The organism is Bradyrhizobium sp. Ken51, from assembly GCF_055807435.1.
The window spans coordinates 96689-113493 of record NZ_JBVVPB010000003.1 but is presented as its reverse complement, the minus strand read 5'-3'; the positions used below and the strand labels follow the sequence as shown (position 1 = coordinate 113493).

The window sequence follows — 16805 nt, the reverse complement described above, 5'->3', positions numbered from 1 at the left end:
GCTAAGCAAAGGCGCGACTGAAAAGAAACCGCGTGCGGCGTCAGAAGCCAATCAGTGCCCCGGGCGCCGCGCGTACAGGCAAAGAGCCGGCAGAGAAAACGTGCTCAACACGATGCCCAACGCCAACATGGCTTGATGGGACACCGTCGCGGCAAGCCATACGCCGATTGCGGCAGTCATCATTTGCGAGAAGCCCAGCAGCGCCGACGCCGCGCCAGCTTTCTCCCCGAATGGAGAGAGCGCTCGCGCGGTGGCTAATGGACTGACAATGCCCATGCCGAGGAGAAATACGCTCATCGCGCCTAGAAACGGCAAGAAAGTCGGGCTGACCATCGAGATGAGCAGGATCGCAAGGCTGCTGGCGGCCGTCGCCCACAAGCCTGCCCGGATCGGGCCATCGAGTCCGTAGCGTGGTGCCAATCTCGTCGCCAGCATACCGGCGGCGAATACGATAAAGACAGTGCCAGCGAAGAAGAGGCCGAGCTGGATCGGCGTGAAGTGCAGCGCTTCGATGAATAAGCGCGGTGCAGCCGAAAACATCGAGAACAAGCCGCCTATGATCAGGCTCCCAGTTGCGGTCGGGATAGCAAAACGAGGATCGCCAAAAAGGCCAGCATAGGTCCTGACGATAGCGGCCGGACTGAGCGGAGTCCGGGTCGAATGGTGGGTTTCGCCGAGGACGATGCTGTAGCCAATGGCGCCAACAGCGGCGAACGCGGCGACGAGCGCGAATTCGGAGCGCCAGCCAAAACTAAGATCGAGTGCGCCGCCAAGCAGCGGCGAGAATCCAGGAGCTGCAGACATCACGATCATGATCAGCGCCATCGCGCGTGCCAGCGCCGCGCCACTGAACATGTCGCGAGCGATGGCGCGAGACAGCACTGATGTCGCGCAGGCGCCGGCAGCCTGCACGATGCGGCCGGCCAAGAGATTGGGTAAATTGTTCGCCAAACCGCACCAAACACTGCCGCCAAAGAACACGGCAAACCCGATCAGGACCGGCCAGCGTCTTCCGTATCGATCCGAAAGCGGGCCGACCAGAAGCTGACCCACCCCAAACACCGCAAGAAAGGCAGTGATGGCGGACGTGACCGCCGCGCTCGTGACATTCAATGAGATCGCAATTTGGGGCAGCGAAGGCAGTAAAATGTTGGTCGCAAGCGTTCCCATGGCGGCCTGGAGGGAAAGGATTGCAATCGGCAGCGCGCTGGAGATCTTAACGCTCGGCGGCGCGGACTCGATTGCTTCGCACTGGTCAGCCATTTGATTGTTTGCGGCAATAGAGGACGGCAGACAACGCGGCGAGCATCGCGGTTCGCGCTGCTCACCGAGCCGTTCACAGGCACATTGCATGCTATCGCCGGATTACGCGCTCAACCGCGATCGCGGTGGCTTCACCACCACCGATGCAGAGAGCCGCCACACCCCGCTTGAGGTTTTGGGCTTCGAGCGCATGCAACAACGTCACGATCAATCGCGCGCCGGTGGCGCCGATGGGATGGCCGAGCGCGCAGGCTCCGCCATTGACGTTCAGCTTCTCCCTGGGAATGCCGAGATCCTTCTGCGCCGCCATCGCCACCACCGCAAAGGCCTCGTTGATCTCGAACAGGTCGACATCTCCGACACTCCAGCCGACTTTGTCCAATAGCTTGCGGATCGCCGGGATCGGCGCCGTGGTGAACCATTGCGGCTCTTGACTGTGGGCGGCGTGGCCCTTGATCTCGGCCAGTACAGGGAGGCCGCCGCGATCTGCGAGAGAGCGTTTGGCCAGAATGAGCGCCGCAGCGCCGTCGGCGTTGGCCGATGAGGCGGCCGGCGTAATGGTACCGTTGGCGCGGAACGCGGCTTTCAAGCCCGGGATCTTGGCGGGATCGACCTTGAGCGGGTGCTCGTCGTTAGCGACGATCCGCGGCCCAGCCTTCTCTGTCAGCGTGATCGGCGCGATCTCGGCCCTGAACGCGCCACCTTCGACCGCGTTGCGCGCGCGGGTCAGCGTCTCGATCGCGTAGGCGTCCTGGTCCTTGCGAGTGAATTGATAAGCCTCCGCTGTGGCCTCGCCGAAATCGCCCATCGAACGCCCGGTTTCATAGGCGTCTTCCAACCCGTCCATCATCATGTGATCAATGATCCGGTCGTGCCCGGCGCGATATCCGCTCCTCGCTTTCGTCAGCAGATAGGGTGCATTGCTCATGCTTTCCATTCCACCGGACAACACGATTTCTGCTGATCCCGCGTTGATGATGTCATGGGCGAGCATAGTCGCTTTCATGCCGGAGCCGCAGACCTTGTTAACGGTGGTGGCACCCGTGGCATCCGGCAGCTTGGCGCCGCGGGCGGCTTGTCGCGCCGGGGCCTGCCCCTGGCCGGCCGGCAACACATTGCCCATGAACACCTCGTCGATCTTTTCAGGCGCCAGCTTCGCCCGCTCCAGTGCCGCACCGATAATGTGAGCGCCGAGTTTGTGGGCGCTCAGCGGCGACAACTCGCCCATGAACCGGCCAAGGGGCGTGCGAGCGGCGGAAACAATGACGATGGGATCGGAAACGGCGGCCATCGCGAACTCTCCTGCTGATATCTGTTGTTATATGATGATAGTCATATAAGATGGCAGGCATTGCAATGAAAACTTGCCGCAGCCGTCAAGAAAGCGCGGTTCGAGAATTGTTCCGAGGGGACGAGTACGATTGTACGGCCGGTCCCCCAGGGAGCTTGCACGGGGTGCTGATGCGTTACGGAGAAAACCACAGGCGTCGGACGCACCGTCGGATCGTTGAAAATGCCTCTTACGGTTTACGCCAGAAGGGCGCCAAAGGGCTCAGCGTCATCGATTTGATGAAGCTTGCGGGTCTGACGCATGGCGGTTTCTACAATCATTTCGAGTCGCGTGAGGCGCTTGTTGGCGAGGCGATCGCCTTTGCAATGGACCAAACGACCGAGCGCTGGAAAAAGCTGACTGACGACACGGCCAACGGTGAACGCTTCGAGACCTTGATTGCCGACTATCTTAGTCCCCGGCATCGAGACAATCCCAAACATGGTTGCGCCCTTCCAACCTTGGCTGTCGATATCGCTCGATCGGGCTCGAGCGAGCAGCAGGCGTTTGCCGACAAGCTGGAGAAGATGATCGACGTCTTTGTCGAGCTGCTTCCCGATCAGCCACCTCGACAGGCCCGGCAAATCGCGACCGGCGCTATCGCAACCTTGGTTGGATCAATCGTGCTGTCGCGTGCTGTTGGTACTGGGAAGCTTTCCGACGGAATTCTCGCTGCGGGACGCATGACTGCCAGTGGCCGAACTCAAATGCCTCGGCGTCGGGCGACAAGGACGATGCGCTGCGACAAATAACAATACCAGGGAGGTCACCATGACGGCCGGCAAGTGGCTCAAAACAGCCTGCAACCTGTGCTACATCAATTGCGGGATCGAGGTGTTCGTGAACAACGAGCGCCTCGAGAAAGTGCGAGGCGACCGTTCGAGTCCGAAATCACAGGGCTATCTCTGCAACAAAGCGACCCGGATTCCCTATTATGCCCATCATAAGGATCGGCTGACCAAGCCGCTACGTCGGCGCGCGGACGGAGGCTTCGACGAAATCGAGTGGGACGTGGCGATCGCGGAAATCGCGGCGCGGCTGCGCGAGATCGTGGACAAGCATGGCGGCAAGACTATTGCCCTTTACGGCGGTGGCGGTCAGGGCAACCATGCCGGCGGCGCCTATGCCAGCGGACTATTGCGTGCGCTGGGTTCGCGCAGCGTGTTCAACGCTCTTTCGCAGGAGAAGACCGGGGACTTCTGGGTCAATGGCCACATGTTCGGCAGCCAGACCTGCCACACTTCCGAGGACGTCCACCATTGCGATCTCCTGCTGGTCATCGGTGCAAATCCCTGGATCGCGCACGGTTTCCCCAATGCGCGCGATCATCTCAACCAAATCCGCAAGGATCCGGCGCGCAAACTGATCGTCATTGATCCCCGGCGAACCGAAACCGCCGAAATAGCGGATCTACATCTCGCAGTCCGTCCGGGTGCCGACACGTTTCTCCTTGGCGCGCTGCTGGCCACGCTTGTCCGGTCGGATCGGATCGACCACGCGTTTATTCAGGAGCACACCGTTGGCTTCTCGGAAGTGCGGCAGGCGCTATTGGACATCCCCATAGAAGCATGGGCTACAGCCGCCGATATCTCGATCGCGGACCTCGATCGGTGCGCCGCGATGATCGCCGCCGCGAAGGCCATGGTGGTGCGGGTCGAACTCGGCATCCAGCAAGGCATCAATTCGACGCTCAACTCTTATCTCGAGAAGCTCTTGATCATGCTTTCCGGAAATTTCGGCCGGAAAGGCACCAATCAACTGCATAGCTGGCTCCAACCGCTATGGGGCAATTCGCCGAACCAGACCTTCGCACCGACCGGCGACGCGATTATTGCGGGCCTGTTGCCGCCCAACATCTTCCCCGAAGCGGTGCTCAACGACCATCCCGACCGGTTACGTTGCGCTTGGGTCGACAGCTCCAATCCAGGCAACACGGCGGCAAACACCGAGGCCGTAGAGCGCGCGCTGCGCTCGCTCGACCTCTGCGTCGTGGTCGACGTTGCGATGACCGAAACCGCACGGCTCGCGCATTACGTTCTGCCGGCGTCTTCGCAGTTTGAGAAAACAGAATTCACCCTGTTCAATTTCGAGTTCCCGACAAACTATTTTCATGTTCGTGCGGGTGTCTTGCCGCCGCTCGCCGGTACCCTGCCGGAGCCCGAGATCTACACGCGGCTTGCGATCGCCCTGGGGCTACTGCCGGGCGACAATGTGCTCGCGCCGCTGCGCGAAATAGCACGGCGCTCGCGACCGGAATTCGCCGCGGCCCTTCGTGCTTTCATCGCGGAAAACCCAGCGGCAGTGCCTGCCCTAGTGCTCTACCATACACTGGGGCAGACGCTTCCGGATGGTACGGCGGCCGCGGCGCCTATGTGGAGCGCGGCGCTGGCTTGCGCGAAGCGGTCGCCTCAGGCGGTGCGGCGGGCAATCAGTGCATCGGACGACGTGGCGGATCATCAGCTCGGCGATCTCCTGTTCGACACGATCGTGGCTGCCCGGCAAGGGACGGCGATTACTCAGCACGACTATGACGAGGTCTGGTCATTGATCGGCCATTCGGATCGCAAGGTGCGGCTCGCGGTTCCTCAGATGCTGGAATGGCTCGCGCGTCTCGATCCGCGAGCCGCGGGCGCGCCAAAGGAGTTTCCCTTCATGCTGGCCGCCGGTGGCCGTCGCATGTTCAATGCCAACCAGATCTTTCGCGATCCCGCGTGGCGTCGCGAGGATCCGGACGGCGCCTTGTTGATCAATTCGAGCGATCTGAGGAATCTGGGCGCGGAGGATGGTGACTGGGTCGCTGTGGAGTCCGTGGTCGGCCGGCTCGTGGTGCGCTGTAAGGTCGACGACGGCATGAGGAATGGGCAGCTCGCGCTCCCGCACGGCTACGGCCAGGCATACCCCGCGTCGGACGGAGAGCGACTGATCAACGGACCGCGTATCAATCTGCTCACAGAGAGCGGCAACCGCGATCCAATCGCCGGTACGCCCTACCACAAGAATGTTGCGGTTCGTTTGGCCCTGGTGTCCGCGCAGGAGGCGGCCGCATATCAGGCGCAGTCCGAGCGAATTCATATGAGAGCGGCCGCAGAATAACTCGAAGGGAGCGTCAAATGACCGAGAAACCGATCGCGATCGTGACGGGGGTAGGGCCCGGCACGGGAGCTGCCATCGTCAGGCGCTTCTCCGCTGGCGGGTTCCGTGTCATGGCGCTCGCTCGCTCAGCGGAGCTCATCAATCGCCTTGCGCAAGAGCTCCCGGACGTGCACGCGGTAACCTGCGACGTCTCAGATGAGGGCCAAGTGCATGCCGTGGTCAGCGATATAAAGCACCGTTTTGGCGCGGCTGAAGTTCTCATCCACAACGCGGTGGGCGGGGGCTGGGGGAGTTTTCGCGAGATCGATCCGAAGATGCTCAAGGGCAACTTCGAGGTCAACGTAATGGGCTTGTTGTACCTCGCGCGCGAAGTGGCTCCTGACATGATCGATCGCGGCAAGGGCGCAATCCTGGTGACCGGAAACACGTCGTCGATCCGGGGCAAGGCCAATTTCGCCGGCTTCGCGCCGACAAAGGCGGCGCAGCGCATTCTGGCTGAATCGATTGCGCGCGAAGTGGGACCTCTCGGCGTCCACGTCTCTTATGTCCTCATCGACGCCGTGATCGACACCCCTCGTATGCGCACGCGGATGAGCGACAAACCAGATGAATTTTTCATCAGGCCTGCCGCGATCGCTGAAGAACTATTTCATCTTTACGGTCAGGACCGATCGGCCTGGTCGTTTCTTACCGAGCTGCGGCCATTCCGCGAAAATTGGTAATCCCCGGCTGACGCGAAAAACGATCACCCGTAGTGCGCGCTTCGTCATTTGGAGAGCTCTGCGCGAAACTTGAGAGGACATAACATGGCGGATGAATCAATCTCAATCGATACCGGAACGGACGAACTGCTGTGTGTGATTCGGGATCGCGTCGCCGTGATCACTTTGAACCGACCGGCGGCACGAAATTCGCTGTCCGATCATCTCACGCCGGCGTTGCGTCGGATGATCAAGCGCAACGGTGACGATCCGGACGTCGGAGCATTGCTGATTACCGGTGCGGGCACCGCCTTCTGTTCGGGCGGCGACGTCAAGGGGATGGGCAGCAACACTGCAGCACCGGCCATGTCAGTCAGCGAGCGATTAAGGGATCGTCAGCGAACCCTCACCGGCGTACTTGTCTCGGTGCGCAAGCCCACCATCGCGGCCTTGCCGGGAGCGGCGGCTGGCGCCGGACTTGCCATCGCGCTCGCCTGTGACATTCGTATTGCAGCCGAATCCGCCATCATGACGACTGGGTACGCCAAGATTGCGCTGACCGGCGATTACGGCATTTCGTGGCTATTGACCCGGCTGGCCGGTACGTCGCGTGCTCGCGAACTCATGTATTTGTCCGAACGGCTCGATGCACGCCGTTGTGAGGCACTGGGACTGGTAAATCGCGTGGTGCCCGATTCTGAACTGCAACAGGAAGCATTTGCAGTGGCAAGGATATTGGCGAACGGTCCGGGGAGCGCGTTTGCCTGCATCAAGGACAATCTCGATCTTGCGCTGTCGGCTGATTTCCTGACGTCATTGGATCAGGAGGCCGAGAGGATGGTACTTGCGGCGGGGACTGCGCAACACGCCGAAGCCGTCCGCGCTTTCATTGAGAAACGTTCTCCAACTTACAGGTGAAACCCGCTGGGTACATTGGGATGGCCGGGCGCAAAGGGCAATGTCGTCATTGCAGCGAAGCAATAGGTCACCAGACGCATCGGAGGCAGCAACATGATTCAATCCAACCGCGACACCCAGACTTCCGCCCAGGAGGTTGCTCTCATTGTCGGCGGCGGCCCGGGTATCAGCTCGAGTTGCGCCAGGCTGTTCGCGGAAAGCGGCATGCGTGTCGGCGTTGCAGCCAGGAATCCCGAAAAGGCGGTGCTTGAAACTCTCGAGAAGACGTATGGCGTGCGTCGGTACGCCTGCGATGCAAGCGAACCGGCAGCCGTGGCACGGCTGTTCGAGAATGTCGTTCAAGAGATCGGAAAGCCAAGGCTTGTCGTGCACAACATCGACGGCCGGGTTCCCGGCATTTTCCGCAAGAACGTGATCGAAGCCGACCCGGTCATGGTGCTCGAAACTCTTCGAAACTCGGCGTTCAGCGCGTTTCTGGTCGGTCAACAAGCAGCTCGGCTCATGCTCGGAAACGAACCCGACGGCAACGGCGCGAGAGGAACGATCATCTTCACGAACGCCAGCGCGGCGCTCAAGGGCTTCCCGTCAAGTGGCGCGTTTGCAATGGCATGTCATGCCAAGTCCGGACTCGCGCAAAGCATGGCAAGAGAACTGATGCCGCAGGGCGTCCACATAGCGAATGTGCCGATCGACGCCGCGATCGGCTGGACCCAGGAGGACGGCACTCGCGCGCATCGGCTGGCAGGGACGACTGTCGAGGACAATATGGCCGACCCCGACCATATCGCGAAAACCTATCTGCAGCTTCATCGGCAGCATCGGTCGACCTGGGCGTTCGAAGTCGTGCTCCGGCCATGGGTCGAGAAATGGTGACCCTGGGTGCGCGAACTCTCAACCCGGCGAACGCATGCCAAGTCCCGACAGAAGCTTCTCAAACCTGAGCGGTAGCGCGAGCGTTGAACCAGAATCAGCAGACTCCAGCGAGCACTGATCACCGCAGCTGCGTTCGAACGGGCGCTCTGCCTACAATTCCGAATAGGAATTCTGCCATTGCTTCAATATAGCCGGCTTTTCAGGTCACCGCACCGCCATTCGTGTTGACAGTTCTATTTTAGAACGATTTACTGATCGGCAGATGGAGTGACCGTGCGGACCTTCCGTTTGAAGGGGGCCGCTCTGCGTTCTCAAAAACAAAGCACCAGGGAGGACGGCATGAGGAGCGTGGACGATATCACTGCGGCCGAGTTGCTGGATGGACTACCGTCCAGGGTACACGAGGTCTACGCGCCCTTCGTGCGGGACATCTCGGATCATCCGGCGTTCGTGGAAGGGGGGCGCTCGTGGACTTACCGGCAGTTCTCCGATGCCGTGAACGCCGCGGCGACGGATCTCGCCGATCTCGGGATCAGGCCCGGCGATCGCGTGATGATTGCGAGCGAGAACAGCGTGGCTCTGGGCGCGATCCTGTTTGCGGCCAGCAAGCTCGATGCATGGGGCATCGCGGTCAATCCCCGCCTGTCGGCCCGGGAGATCGACCAGATCGGGACGCATAGCGGCGCCAGGCGCGTGCTGTTCAACGCGGCGCTCTCGAAGGAAGCCGCCGATCACGCCAGCCGCATCGGAGCCGAGATCAGCGCCGTGGGGCCGTTTGGCGGAATTGGCATCGGTCCTCTCAATGCCGAGGCGAAACCGGAGCCCGTCGAGAGAGATGGCGCGCGGCAGATTGCGGGTCTTCTTTACACATCGGGCACGACCGGTGCCCCGAAGGGGGTCATGTTGAGCCACCGCAACCTCCTCTTCACCGGAAGGGTTTCGGGACTGCTGCGCAAGAACGATCCGGCCGACCGCATCTATGGTGTGCTGCCGATGTCCCACATCGTCGGCTATTCGATTTTGCTGATTGCAACGCTGATGCATGGCAGCACCCTGCACGTCGTAGCCAAAGCCGATCCGGCTGCGCTGGCACATGCCATAGCCGAGGAGGGTATTACGAGCCTGTTCGGCGTGCCCGCCACATATCAGCGTTTGCTGGAATACAAGACCGTCAAGGGTATCCAGCGGCTCGAACGGGGCAGGTTGCGGCTCATGTCGGTCGCCGGCGCTCCCCTCGATCTCGATCTGAAAAAGCGGATCGAGGACGAGTTTGGAATCCCGCTCTTGAACAATTACGGCATCACCGAATGCTCGCCGGGCTTGTCGGGTGTCCGTTCAGAGCATCCTGTCGCAGACGAGTCAGTTGGCCCCTTTCTTCCCGGTATCGAGCACCGGATCGTGGACATGCAAGGCAATAAAGTCGCGACCGGTGAGGTCGGCGAATTGCACGTCCGGGGCCCCAACGTAATGCTCGGCTACTATCGCGCTCCGGAATTGACGGTGGCGGCGATCGACCACCAGGGATGGTTCAACACGGGGGACCTCGCCCGGGTCAACGGCGAGGGGCATCTGTATATCGCCGGCCGCACCAAGGAACTGATCATCCGCTCCGGCTTCAACGTTTACCCCGCCGAGGTGGAGGCTGTGCTGAACTCGCATGACAAGGTGGTGCAATCGGCCGTCGTTGGACGATCGGTCGACGGCAACGAGGAGGTAGTCGCGTTCGTGCAGCTTCTTCCCGGCGCACGCGTTAGCGCCGAGGACCTGAAGTCGTACGCGGCTCAACAGCTCGCATCGTACAAGCGTCCGACCGAGGTGATCGTGCTCGAGGCTCTGCCATCGGCCTCCACCGGAAAGATACTCAAACACAAATTGCGCGAGATGGCGGTCGCGCCGGCGGTCGCAACCAGGTCCGATGTGGCGGCTGCGGTCTGACGCATGCAGGGAACATAAGCAGGGCGTTCGGAACACGCTTTGACCGCTGGGAGAAGAAATCGAGAAGCGGCGCGAGCCGTCGCCGGGAGGAGAGATGTCCATGTTTGGGAATATCATGATTGCGACTGCGCTCGCGGTATCTGTAGGGGGCGCACCGGCTCGTGCGGAAACGCCGGGAGTCACCGAATCCGAGGTGAAGATAGGGGCGACCTTTCCGTTTAGCGGCCCCGCTTCGCCGCTCGGCAACACCGGAAAGGGCATGATCGCCTACGTCAATTCGCTCAACGAGCGCGGCGGCATCAACGGACGGAAAATCAATCTCGTCACCTACGATGATGGTTATAGCCCCCCCAAGACGGTAGAGCAGACCAGAAAGCTCATCGAGAGCGATGAGGTGGCCTTCCTGTTCGGGCCGTTGGGCACGCCCGGCATCAGCGCCACGATCAAGTACGTCAACGCGAAGAAAGTACCCCATCTATTTGTCGTGAGCGGAGTCACCAAATTCACGAATTTCGCTGAATTTCCGATGACCACGACTGGATTGCCGAGCTACGACACCGAGGGACGGATCTACGCGCAATACATCACCCAGACCCGTCCGGGCGCGAAGATTGCCATTCTGTATCAGAACGACGATTTGGGTAAGGACTTCGTCAACGCATTCAAGGGATACCTGAAGGACGATTTCGACAAGAATGTCGTCGTGTCCTCCTACGAGGTGACCGAGCCAACCATTGATTCTCACGTCGTGTCGCTGAAGTCGTCCGGCGCAGAGGCCTTGTTGGTGGCCGGCACGCCAAAATTCGCGGCGCAGGCCATCAAGAAAGTCGACGAGATCGCTTGGAAGCCGCTGTTCCTGATCAATCTCGTCTCGAGCTCCGTGTCGTCGACCATCGTCCCGGCGGGACCGAAGAAGGCCATAGGCATAGTCGCTGCGACCATCTTCAAGGACCCGAACGACAAGAAGTGGGCCGACGATCCTGGCATTAAGTGGTACCGCGACTTCTTTGCCAAATACCTGCCGGGCGCCGATATCGGCGATAACAATTATCTGTTCGGTACCCAGCAGGGACAGATCCTGGAGCAGGTGCTCAAGCAGTGCGGCAACGATCTCTCACGCGAGAATATCGTCAAGCAATCGCGGAGCATACGCGGGCTGTCGCTTCCCACTCTCATGCCGGGCGCTACGATCAACACGGGCCCGGAAAGCAGCATGGCGTATACCCAGCTGCAACTGCAGCGTTGGAATGGCTCCAGCTGGGAGCAATTCGGTAACGTGCTCAGCGCCGAGACCAGGTGAATTGGCCGTCTGAAGGCCCAATGCGGGTGAACTGAGCCGGCAAGGCGATCAGCCGAATTATGGAGGACCAATGTCCAGCGACGTACTTTTCCGGCCTTTCAGACTGAAAGGGCTGAACTTGCCGAACCGGGTCGTGATGGCGCCGATGACGCGCTCATTCTCTCCGGGCGGAATTCCGACTGAAGATGTCGCGCGGTATTACGCCCGCCGGGCCGAAGGAGCCGTCGGGTTGATCATATCGGAGGGGACCGGCGTGGATCGTCCGGCGTCCCTGAACGATCCGAATGTTCCCCGTTTTCATGGCGAGAAGGAGCTGGCCGGGTGGCGGCGTGTCATCGAAGAGGTGCACGCCGCCGGAGGGCTGATGGCACCACAGCTATGGCATGTTGGAGCCGTTCGCACGCGCGCCCTGGATTGGTCCCCTCCCGGTGCTTACGACAGTCCGTCCGGTCTGTCGCGACCGGAGAAGAAGTTCGGCGAGCCGATGAGCGAAGAGGACATCGCGGACGCCATTCGCGCTTTCGCGGATGCAGCGCTCGCTGCGAAGCAACTTGGATTCGATGCTGTCGAATTGCATGGGGCGCACGGCTATCTGATCGACCAGTTCTTTTGGGAAGGTACCAATCGCCGGGAGGATGCCTATGGAGGCAGGGATCTGCCTGGTCGAGCGAGATTTGCCGCCGATATCGTCCGCGCGGTACGCAAGTCGGTTGGAACGGACTTTCCGATATTGCTCCGGATCAGCCAATGGAAGCAGCAGGACTTCGAGGTAAAGCTGGCCGATACGCCTCGGGCGTTGGAAGCCTGGCTCAAACCTCTGGTCGACGCCGGCGTCGACATTCTGCATTGCTCACAACGCCGGTTCTGGGAGTCGGAGTTCGAAGGTTCCGATTTGAATTTCGCTGGTTGGGCCAAGAAGGTGACCGGTGTGCCGACCATTTCGGTCGGGTCGGTCGGTCTGACCGGCGAATTCATTGCGGCATACGGTGGAGAAAGCTCCCGGCCGGCGTCTCTGGAGGAGTTGATCCGCCGCCTTGATCGCGAGGAGTTTGATCTGGTCGCGGTGGGGCGCGCGCTACTTCAGGACCCGCAATGGCTTCTGAAGGTGCGTGACGGCAGGACGGAAGAGCTGATGGCTTTCGAACGGACTGCGTTCTCGGCGCTGAGCTAACGGGTAGCGGTGAAGGGTTGAGGCTGCAGCGCTTCTCTGAATAGGGGTTATTCAAATCTTTTGTAGCCGTTGTTTCGGCACCTGTTCCAAATTGGGCGGGGAAGAGTGGCTGCACGCCAGTCGGCGTGAGAAGCCTGCGTGTCGTTGTGCAGTCGTCAGGATGCAATTCGGGAGACGAGCAAATGAGCGAGACGAAGACCCAAGTCGGCCAGATTCGTACCGAAGTGCACGGACATGTCTTCAAGATCATCATCGACAACGTAGCCAAGAAGAACTCCTTCAGTCCGCAGATGATGACGCAGATGTCGGATGCGATGACGCTTCTGGACCGCAGCGACGACTACTGGGTCGGAGTGCTCTGCGCCGAGGGTCCAGACTTCACCGCGGGCCTCGATATGCCGAAATTCTTCGGACCCAAGGCCGAGAATACCGAGATCAAGCCCGGCAACATCGATGCGTTCGCGTTGAAAAACCGGTGCCGTAAACCGATCGTGACAGCAGTGCAGGGGATCTGTTTCACAATCGGCATCGAAATGATGCTGGCTGGCGACATCGTCGTAGCGGCCGACGACGCCCGGTTCTGCCAAATGGAATCCAAGCGCGGGATCGCGCCACTTGGTGGTGCTCACTTTCGCTATCTGACCCGGGCCGGTTGGGGAGATGCGATGTATCACCTGTTCCTATGCGACGAGTTCAACGCAGCGCGGGCCTACAAGGTCGGATTTGTTCAGGAGGTCGTCGCTCCCGGCCAGCAGATAGGTCGCGCGATGGAGATCGCGACTCTGATTGCCAGGAACGCTCCAATCGGCATTCAGGTGACCAAGGAAGCCGGGCTCAAATACATCGAGGAAGGTGAAAAAGCTGCGATCGATTACATCCCAAAGATAAAGGATCGCGTTTTCAGCAGCGAAGACATGAAAGAAGGCATCCAGTCTTTCGTGGAACGTCGCTCGGCAGTGTTCCGCGGAAAATAGTGATCCCACCGATCGCACAGCAGAACTTTGCCCACAAGCTTGAGGATTTGAGTATGGGAAGCATCAAGAAGGCATTCGATCTCACCGGCAAGAATGCCCTGATTACAGGCGGCTCCCGTGGCCTTGGGCTACAGATCGCCGAGGCGCTCGGCGAGCAAGGAGCTCGGGTGTTGATTTCGTCTCGCAAGGCGCCGGACCTTGAAGAAGCCCAGGCGCATCTTGCCGGTCTCGGCATCAGGGCGGAGTGGATTGCAGCGGACAATTCCAGGGGCGAGGACGTCAAGCGGCTCGCCGACGAAGCAATCAAGAAGCTCGGGCGGGTGGATATTCTGGTAAACAACGCGGGCGCAACCTGGGGGGCGCCGACCGAGGATCACCCGATCGAAGCATGGGACAAGGTGATGAACCTGAATATCCGTTCGCTGTTCCTGCTCAGCCAACAGGTCGCGAAGCACTCGATGATCCCCAACAAATATGGCCGCATTATCAACCTTGCTTCCATCGCAGGCCTGTTCGGAAGTTCCGGGGACATGCAGATGGTTGCCTACAATACGAGCAAGGGTGCGGTGGTGAATTTCACACGGGCGCTGGCGGGGAGTTGGGGGCGCTATGGAATCACGGCCAATGCTCTGGCGCCCGGCTTTTTCCCGTCGAAGATGACGAAGGGCACCATCGAGGCCGTCGGTATCGAAAAGCTCGCCGCGGGCGCACCGCTGCGCCGCATCGGCGACGAGGACGATCTGAAAGGCGCTGCGGTTCTCTTCGCCAGCGACGCCGGCAAGCACATCACCGGACAGATACTTGCCGTGGATGGCGGCCTGACTTCGGTGATATCGGGCTAGGGCATCACCAGCGTCAGCGTCTCGGCAACCAGCGCGGGTGTTTGGCTGTTCTCGATCTCGAGGACTGCGTTGCCCTTGATCAGCATACTCCCGTTGTCTTTCGGATCGATGCTCATGATGGAAAGCTGAAGCCGAACGCGACTACCCGATTTTACCGGTGCCAAGAACCGCACCTTATCCAAGCCATAGTTTATGGCGGCAGATGCGTCTACCGGAGCCAGACCCAAGCCCATGCCCAGTGAGGCGATCAACGACAGGGTCAGGAAGCCGTGGGCAATGGTGCCTCCGGTGGCACTCTCCTTGCTCGCACGATCTGTGTCGACGTGGATCCATTGTTTATCTCCAGTGCATGCCGCGAACTGGTCGATCATGCTTTGGTCCACGGTCACCCAATCTGACCTGCCGAGGTTCTGGCCAACGAAATCCCTGATCGCTGCAAGTGTGACCGTTGTCATCGCCGCTGTGCGCCGTTTCGACTGTTGAACACTGAGCATATTCCGCACTGCGCAAAGAAGGCTATGCTGATTTTGTTGAATGGGGACAGCGATATTGAATAACGCTTGTCGGCTTTTCCGGGTGCCGCGGCTCCGCCGGCGCACAAGAATCCTAGGCGGCAAAGGACCAGAACGTGACCGGGGCAAACTGGGATTTGTTTCGCTTATTCTCCGTGGTGGCGAGGACCGGAAGCGTCAATCGCGCCGCGCACGAACTGGGTATGAGCCAGCCGACGCTGAGCAGGCGTCTCAAGGAACTGGAGCGCTACGTCGCCGCGCCGCTGTTCTTTCGTGCGCCGTCTGGCGTGAAGCTGACGCAGGAAGGCGAAGATCTGCAGCGCTCGGCCGGCGATATGATGCTCGCATTCGAGTCGTTTCAACGCGATTTGCGTTCGCGGGTCGGGCAGAGATCGTCCGTGATCAGAATATCGGCGACCGAAGGCATGACCAAGCATTGGCTTCTGCCTCGCGTTAAGGAGTTGTGGCGCCGCAACAGCCGGATCTATCTGGAAGTAATCTCTACGGTGAGCCAGCAGAGCGTGGCAACGAGCGACCTGGATTACGTCATCCGGATGGGAGACCCTGGCGAGAACGATCTCATCGGAAAGCGGGTTGCCCACGTTCCGATGGGGATATTCGCTTCCGAGCAGTACCTCGCCCGACGCTCCGCGCCACGGTCGTTGCCTGACCTGAAGGATCACGACATCATCGGCCATACGGCCGATTTTGTCACCTTCCGCAATGTTCGGCCCAATCAGAGGCACCTATTGGAGTATTTCGCGGAAGCGGCGGGCACCCGAAGTGTTGTTCGGGTTAATCCGGTGGCAAACCACTTTGCCGCCGCCGGTTGTGGGCTCGGGCTTGCGCTCCTTGCTGTGCCGTTCACGCAGGCTGAGGGGTTGGTTCAGGTTCTGCCGCAAGAAACCGTCACGATGAACGTATGGCCTGCTCCGCAGGCGCGAGACCGATCTGAGAAGCCTGACTCGAGAAGTGAGGCGATTTCTGGAGGCAGAATTCGCAACTTCCAGAGAATGGCTTGCGGGTGCCCCCCGGAGTGCGGCAGCGCACGCCTGCGCTGCGAACCTTCCTAAAACGTCATCGGATCCGGCGTACGCGCGGGGGCTGCTCGTCTCCTGAGCGGCTATCCGCATGAAGCTGCTATTTGGAAAGGTTCGGTTTGCCGTCACGATCCGATTTTATTGGGGGCGTGCCCGGTGTTGCCGGGCTACCCAGCCCTTCCACCAGCGTGCTCAGGGCCCCATCCAACGGGGCCGGTCCCACCTTCTCCGACACCAATAGTCCATCGATCGCCAGCATGGTCATTCCGTGGATGAGGCCCCAGCCGGCTGCGGCCTGCCCTTCTATCGGCCGCTTGCGAATGCTCCCGGCGGTCTGGCCGCGGCGGAGGACTTCCAGGAGAACGTCGAACACCGCGAGCGCCCGCTCGTTGAGATGTATGCCGACCGCTTGCCCCTCCTCCGCGCTGTACATCAGGCGGTAAAGAGCCGGGTTGTCCGTTCCGAACGCGACGTAGGCACGCGCTATCGTGGTAATTTCCTCGCGCCAAGATTTGGGCGCTTTTGGCTTCGCGGCCGATAGAGATTCCCTCAGTCGGTCGAACCCAATCATGGCGAGTTCTGCAAGCAGCGCGGCTTTGTCCGGAAAGTGCTTGTAGGGCGCCGCGTGACTTACGCCGGCGCGGCGGGCGACTTCCCGCAGCGTGAATTGCCAGCCCTTCTCCTCCCGGAGCATATCCAACGCCGTCTCGATAACCGCCCGACGGAGGTCACCGTGGTGATAGGGCCGGCTGGGTGCGTCCTGCATGGTTCCTCAAAGTTTCTTCTGGATACATTGTTGACGGTGGCTACTTAAGCACCTATGTCGGGCGTGTAAGTTTCTCCTGTCTACATC

Annotated in this window: 15 protein-coding genes; 11 read left to right on the top strand and 4 right to left on the bottom strand. The window is 60.4% G+C overall.

Annotated elements, in window-relative coordinates; all coding sequences use genetic code 11:
• Positions 1 to 51: 51 nt before the first annotated feature.
• Positions 52 to 1263, bottom strand: coding sequence for a multidrug effflux MFS transporter (locus AC0L27_RS07545; RefSeq protein WP_473318433.1), 1212 nt, complete (start codon positions 1261 to 1263; stop codon positions 52 to 54).
• A 91-nt stretch (positions 1264 to 1354) separates the two neighbouring features.
• Positions 1355 to 2554, bottom strand: coding sequence for an acetyl-CoA C-acyltransferase (locus AC0L27_RS07540; protein ID WP_473318432.1), 1200 nt, complete (start codon positions 2552 to 2554; stop codon positions 1355 to 1357).
• 170 nt (positions 2555 to 2724) lie between these two features.
• Between AC0L27_RS07540 and AC0L27_RS07535 the strand changes: the two genes are divergently transcribed.
• The 10 genes from AC0L27_RS07535 to AC0L27_RS07490 all read left to right on the top strand — a co-directional run bounded on the left by AC0L27_RS07535 (position 2725) and on the right by AC0L27_RS07490 (position 14400).
• Positions 2725 to 3345, top strand: a complete 621-nt coding sequence (locus AC0L27_RS07535; protein WP_473318695.1) for a TetR/AcrR family transcriptional regulator — start codon at positions 2725 to 2727, stop codon at positions 3343 to 3345.
• A 19-nt stretch (positions 3346 to 3364) separates the two neighbouring features.
• Positions 3365 to 5686, top strand: a complete 2322-nt coding sequence (locus AC0L27_RS07530; protein ID WP_473318429.1) for a molybdopterin-dependent oxidoreductase — start codon at positions 3365 to 3367, stop codon at positions 5684 to 5686.
• Positions 5687 to 5703: 17 nt separating this feature from the next.
• Positions 5704 to 6408 (top strand): SDR family NAD(P)-dependent oxidoreductase, encoded by a 705-nt coding sequence (locus AC0L27_RS07525; protein WP_473318428.1) that lies wholly within the window; start codon positions 5704 to 5706, stop codon positions 6406 to 6408.
• A gap of 84 nt (positions 6409 to 6492) precedes the next feature.
• A complete protein-coding gene (locus AC0L27_RS07520) occupies positions 6493 to 7305 on the top strand; it encodes an enoyl-CoA hydratase-related protein (protein ID WP_473318427.1) in 813 nt (270 codons plus the stop codon).
• Positions 7306 to 7398: 93 nt separating this feature from the next.
• Entirely contained in the window at positions 7399 to 8178 is a 780-nt protein-coding gene (locus AC0L27_RS07515; RefSeq protein ID WP_473318425.1) for an SDR family oxidoreductase, read from the top strand.
• A 267-nt stretch (positions 8179 to 8445) separates the two neighbouring features.
• Positions 8446 to 10113, top strand: a complete 1668-nt coding sequence (locus AC0L27_RS07510; protein ID WP_473318424.1) for a class I adenylate-forming enzyme family protein — start codon at positions 8446 to 8448, stop codon at positions 10111 to 10113.
• 100 nt (positions 10114 to 10213) lie between these two features.
• Complete coding sequence (locus tag AC0L27_RS07505; protein ID WP_473318423.1) at positions 10214 to 11413, top strand: ABC transporter substrate-binding protein; 1200 nt, start codon at positions 10214 to 10216, stop codon at positions 11411 to 11413.
• Positions 11414 to 11483: 70 nt separating this feature from the next.
• On the top strand, positions 11484 to 12584 hold the full coding sequence (locus AC0L27_RS07500; RefSeq protein ID WP_473318422.1) for an NADH:flavin oxidoreductase: 1101 nt from the start codon (positions 11484 to 11486) through the stop codon (positions 12582 to 12584).
• Between the two features lie 182 nt (positions 12585 to 12766).
• Positions 12767 to 13558 carry a crotonase/enoyl-CoA hydratase family protein gene (locus AC0L27_RS07495; RefSeq protein WP_473318420.1) on the top strand — a complete coding sequence of 264 codons (792 nt, stop codon included), beginning with the start codon at positions 12767 to 12769 and terminating at the stop codon, positions 13556 to 13558.
• A gap of 53 nt (positions 13559 to 13611) precedes the next feature.
• A complete protein-coding gene (locus tag AC0L27_RS07490) occupies positions 13612 to 14400 on the top strand; it encodes an SDR family oxidoreductase (RefSeq protein WP_473318419.1) in 789 nt (262 codons plus the stop codon).
• Here the strand turns inward: AC0L27_RS07490 and AC0L27_RS07485 are convergent.
• On the bottom strand, positions 14397 to 14855 hold the full coding sequence (locus AC0L27_RS07485) for a MaoC family dehydratase (protein ID WP_473318418.1): 459 nt from the start codon (positions 14853 to 14855) through the stop codon (positions 14397 to 14399). The two genes, AC0L27_RS07490 and AC0L27_RS07485, sit on opposite strands and share 4 nt — an antisense overlap.
• A 173-nt stretch (positions 14856 to 15028) precedes the next feature.
• On the opposite strand from AC0L27_RS07485, the gene AC0L27_RS07480 reads away from it, so the two are divergent.
• Positions 15029 to 15985, top strand: coding sequence for a LysR family transcriptional regulator (locus AC0L27_RS07480; protein ID WP_473318416.1), 957 nt, complete (start codon positions 15029 to 15031; stop codon positions 15983 to 15985).
• Between the two features lie 67 nt (positions 15986 to 16052).
• Here the strand turns inward: AC0L27_RS07480 and AC0L27_RS07475 are convergent, their stop codons facing one another.
• Positions 16053 to 16718, bottom strand: a complete 666-nt coding sequence (locus tag AC0L27_RS07475) for a TetR/AcrR family transcriptional regulator (RefSeq protein ID WP_473318414.1) — start codon at positions 16716 to 16718, stop codon at positions 16053 to 16055.
• Positions 16719 to 16805: the final 87 nt, after the last annotated feature.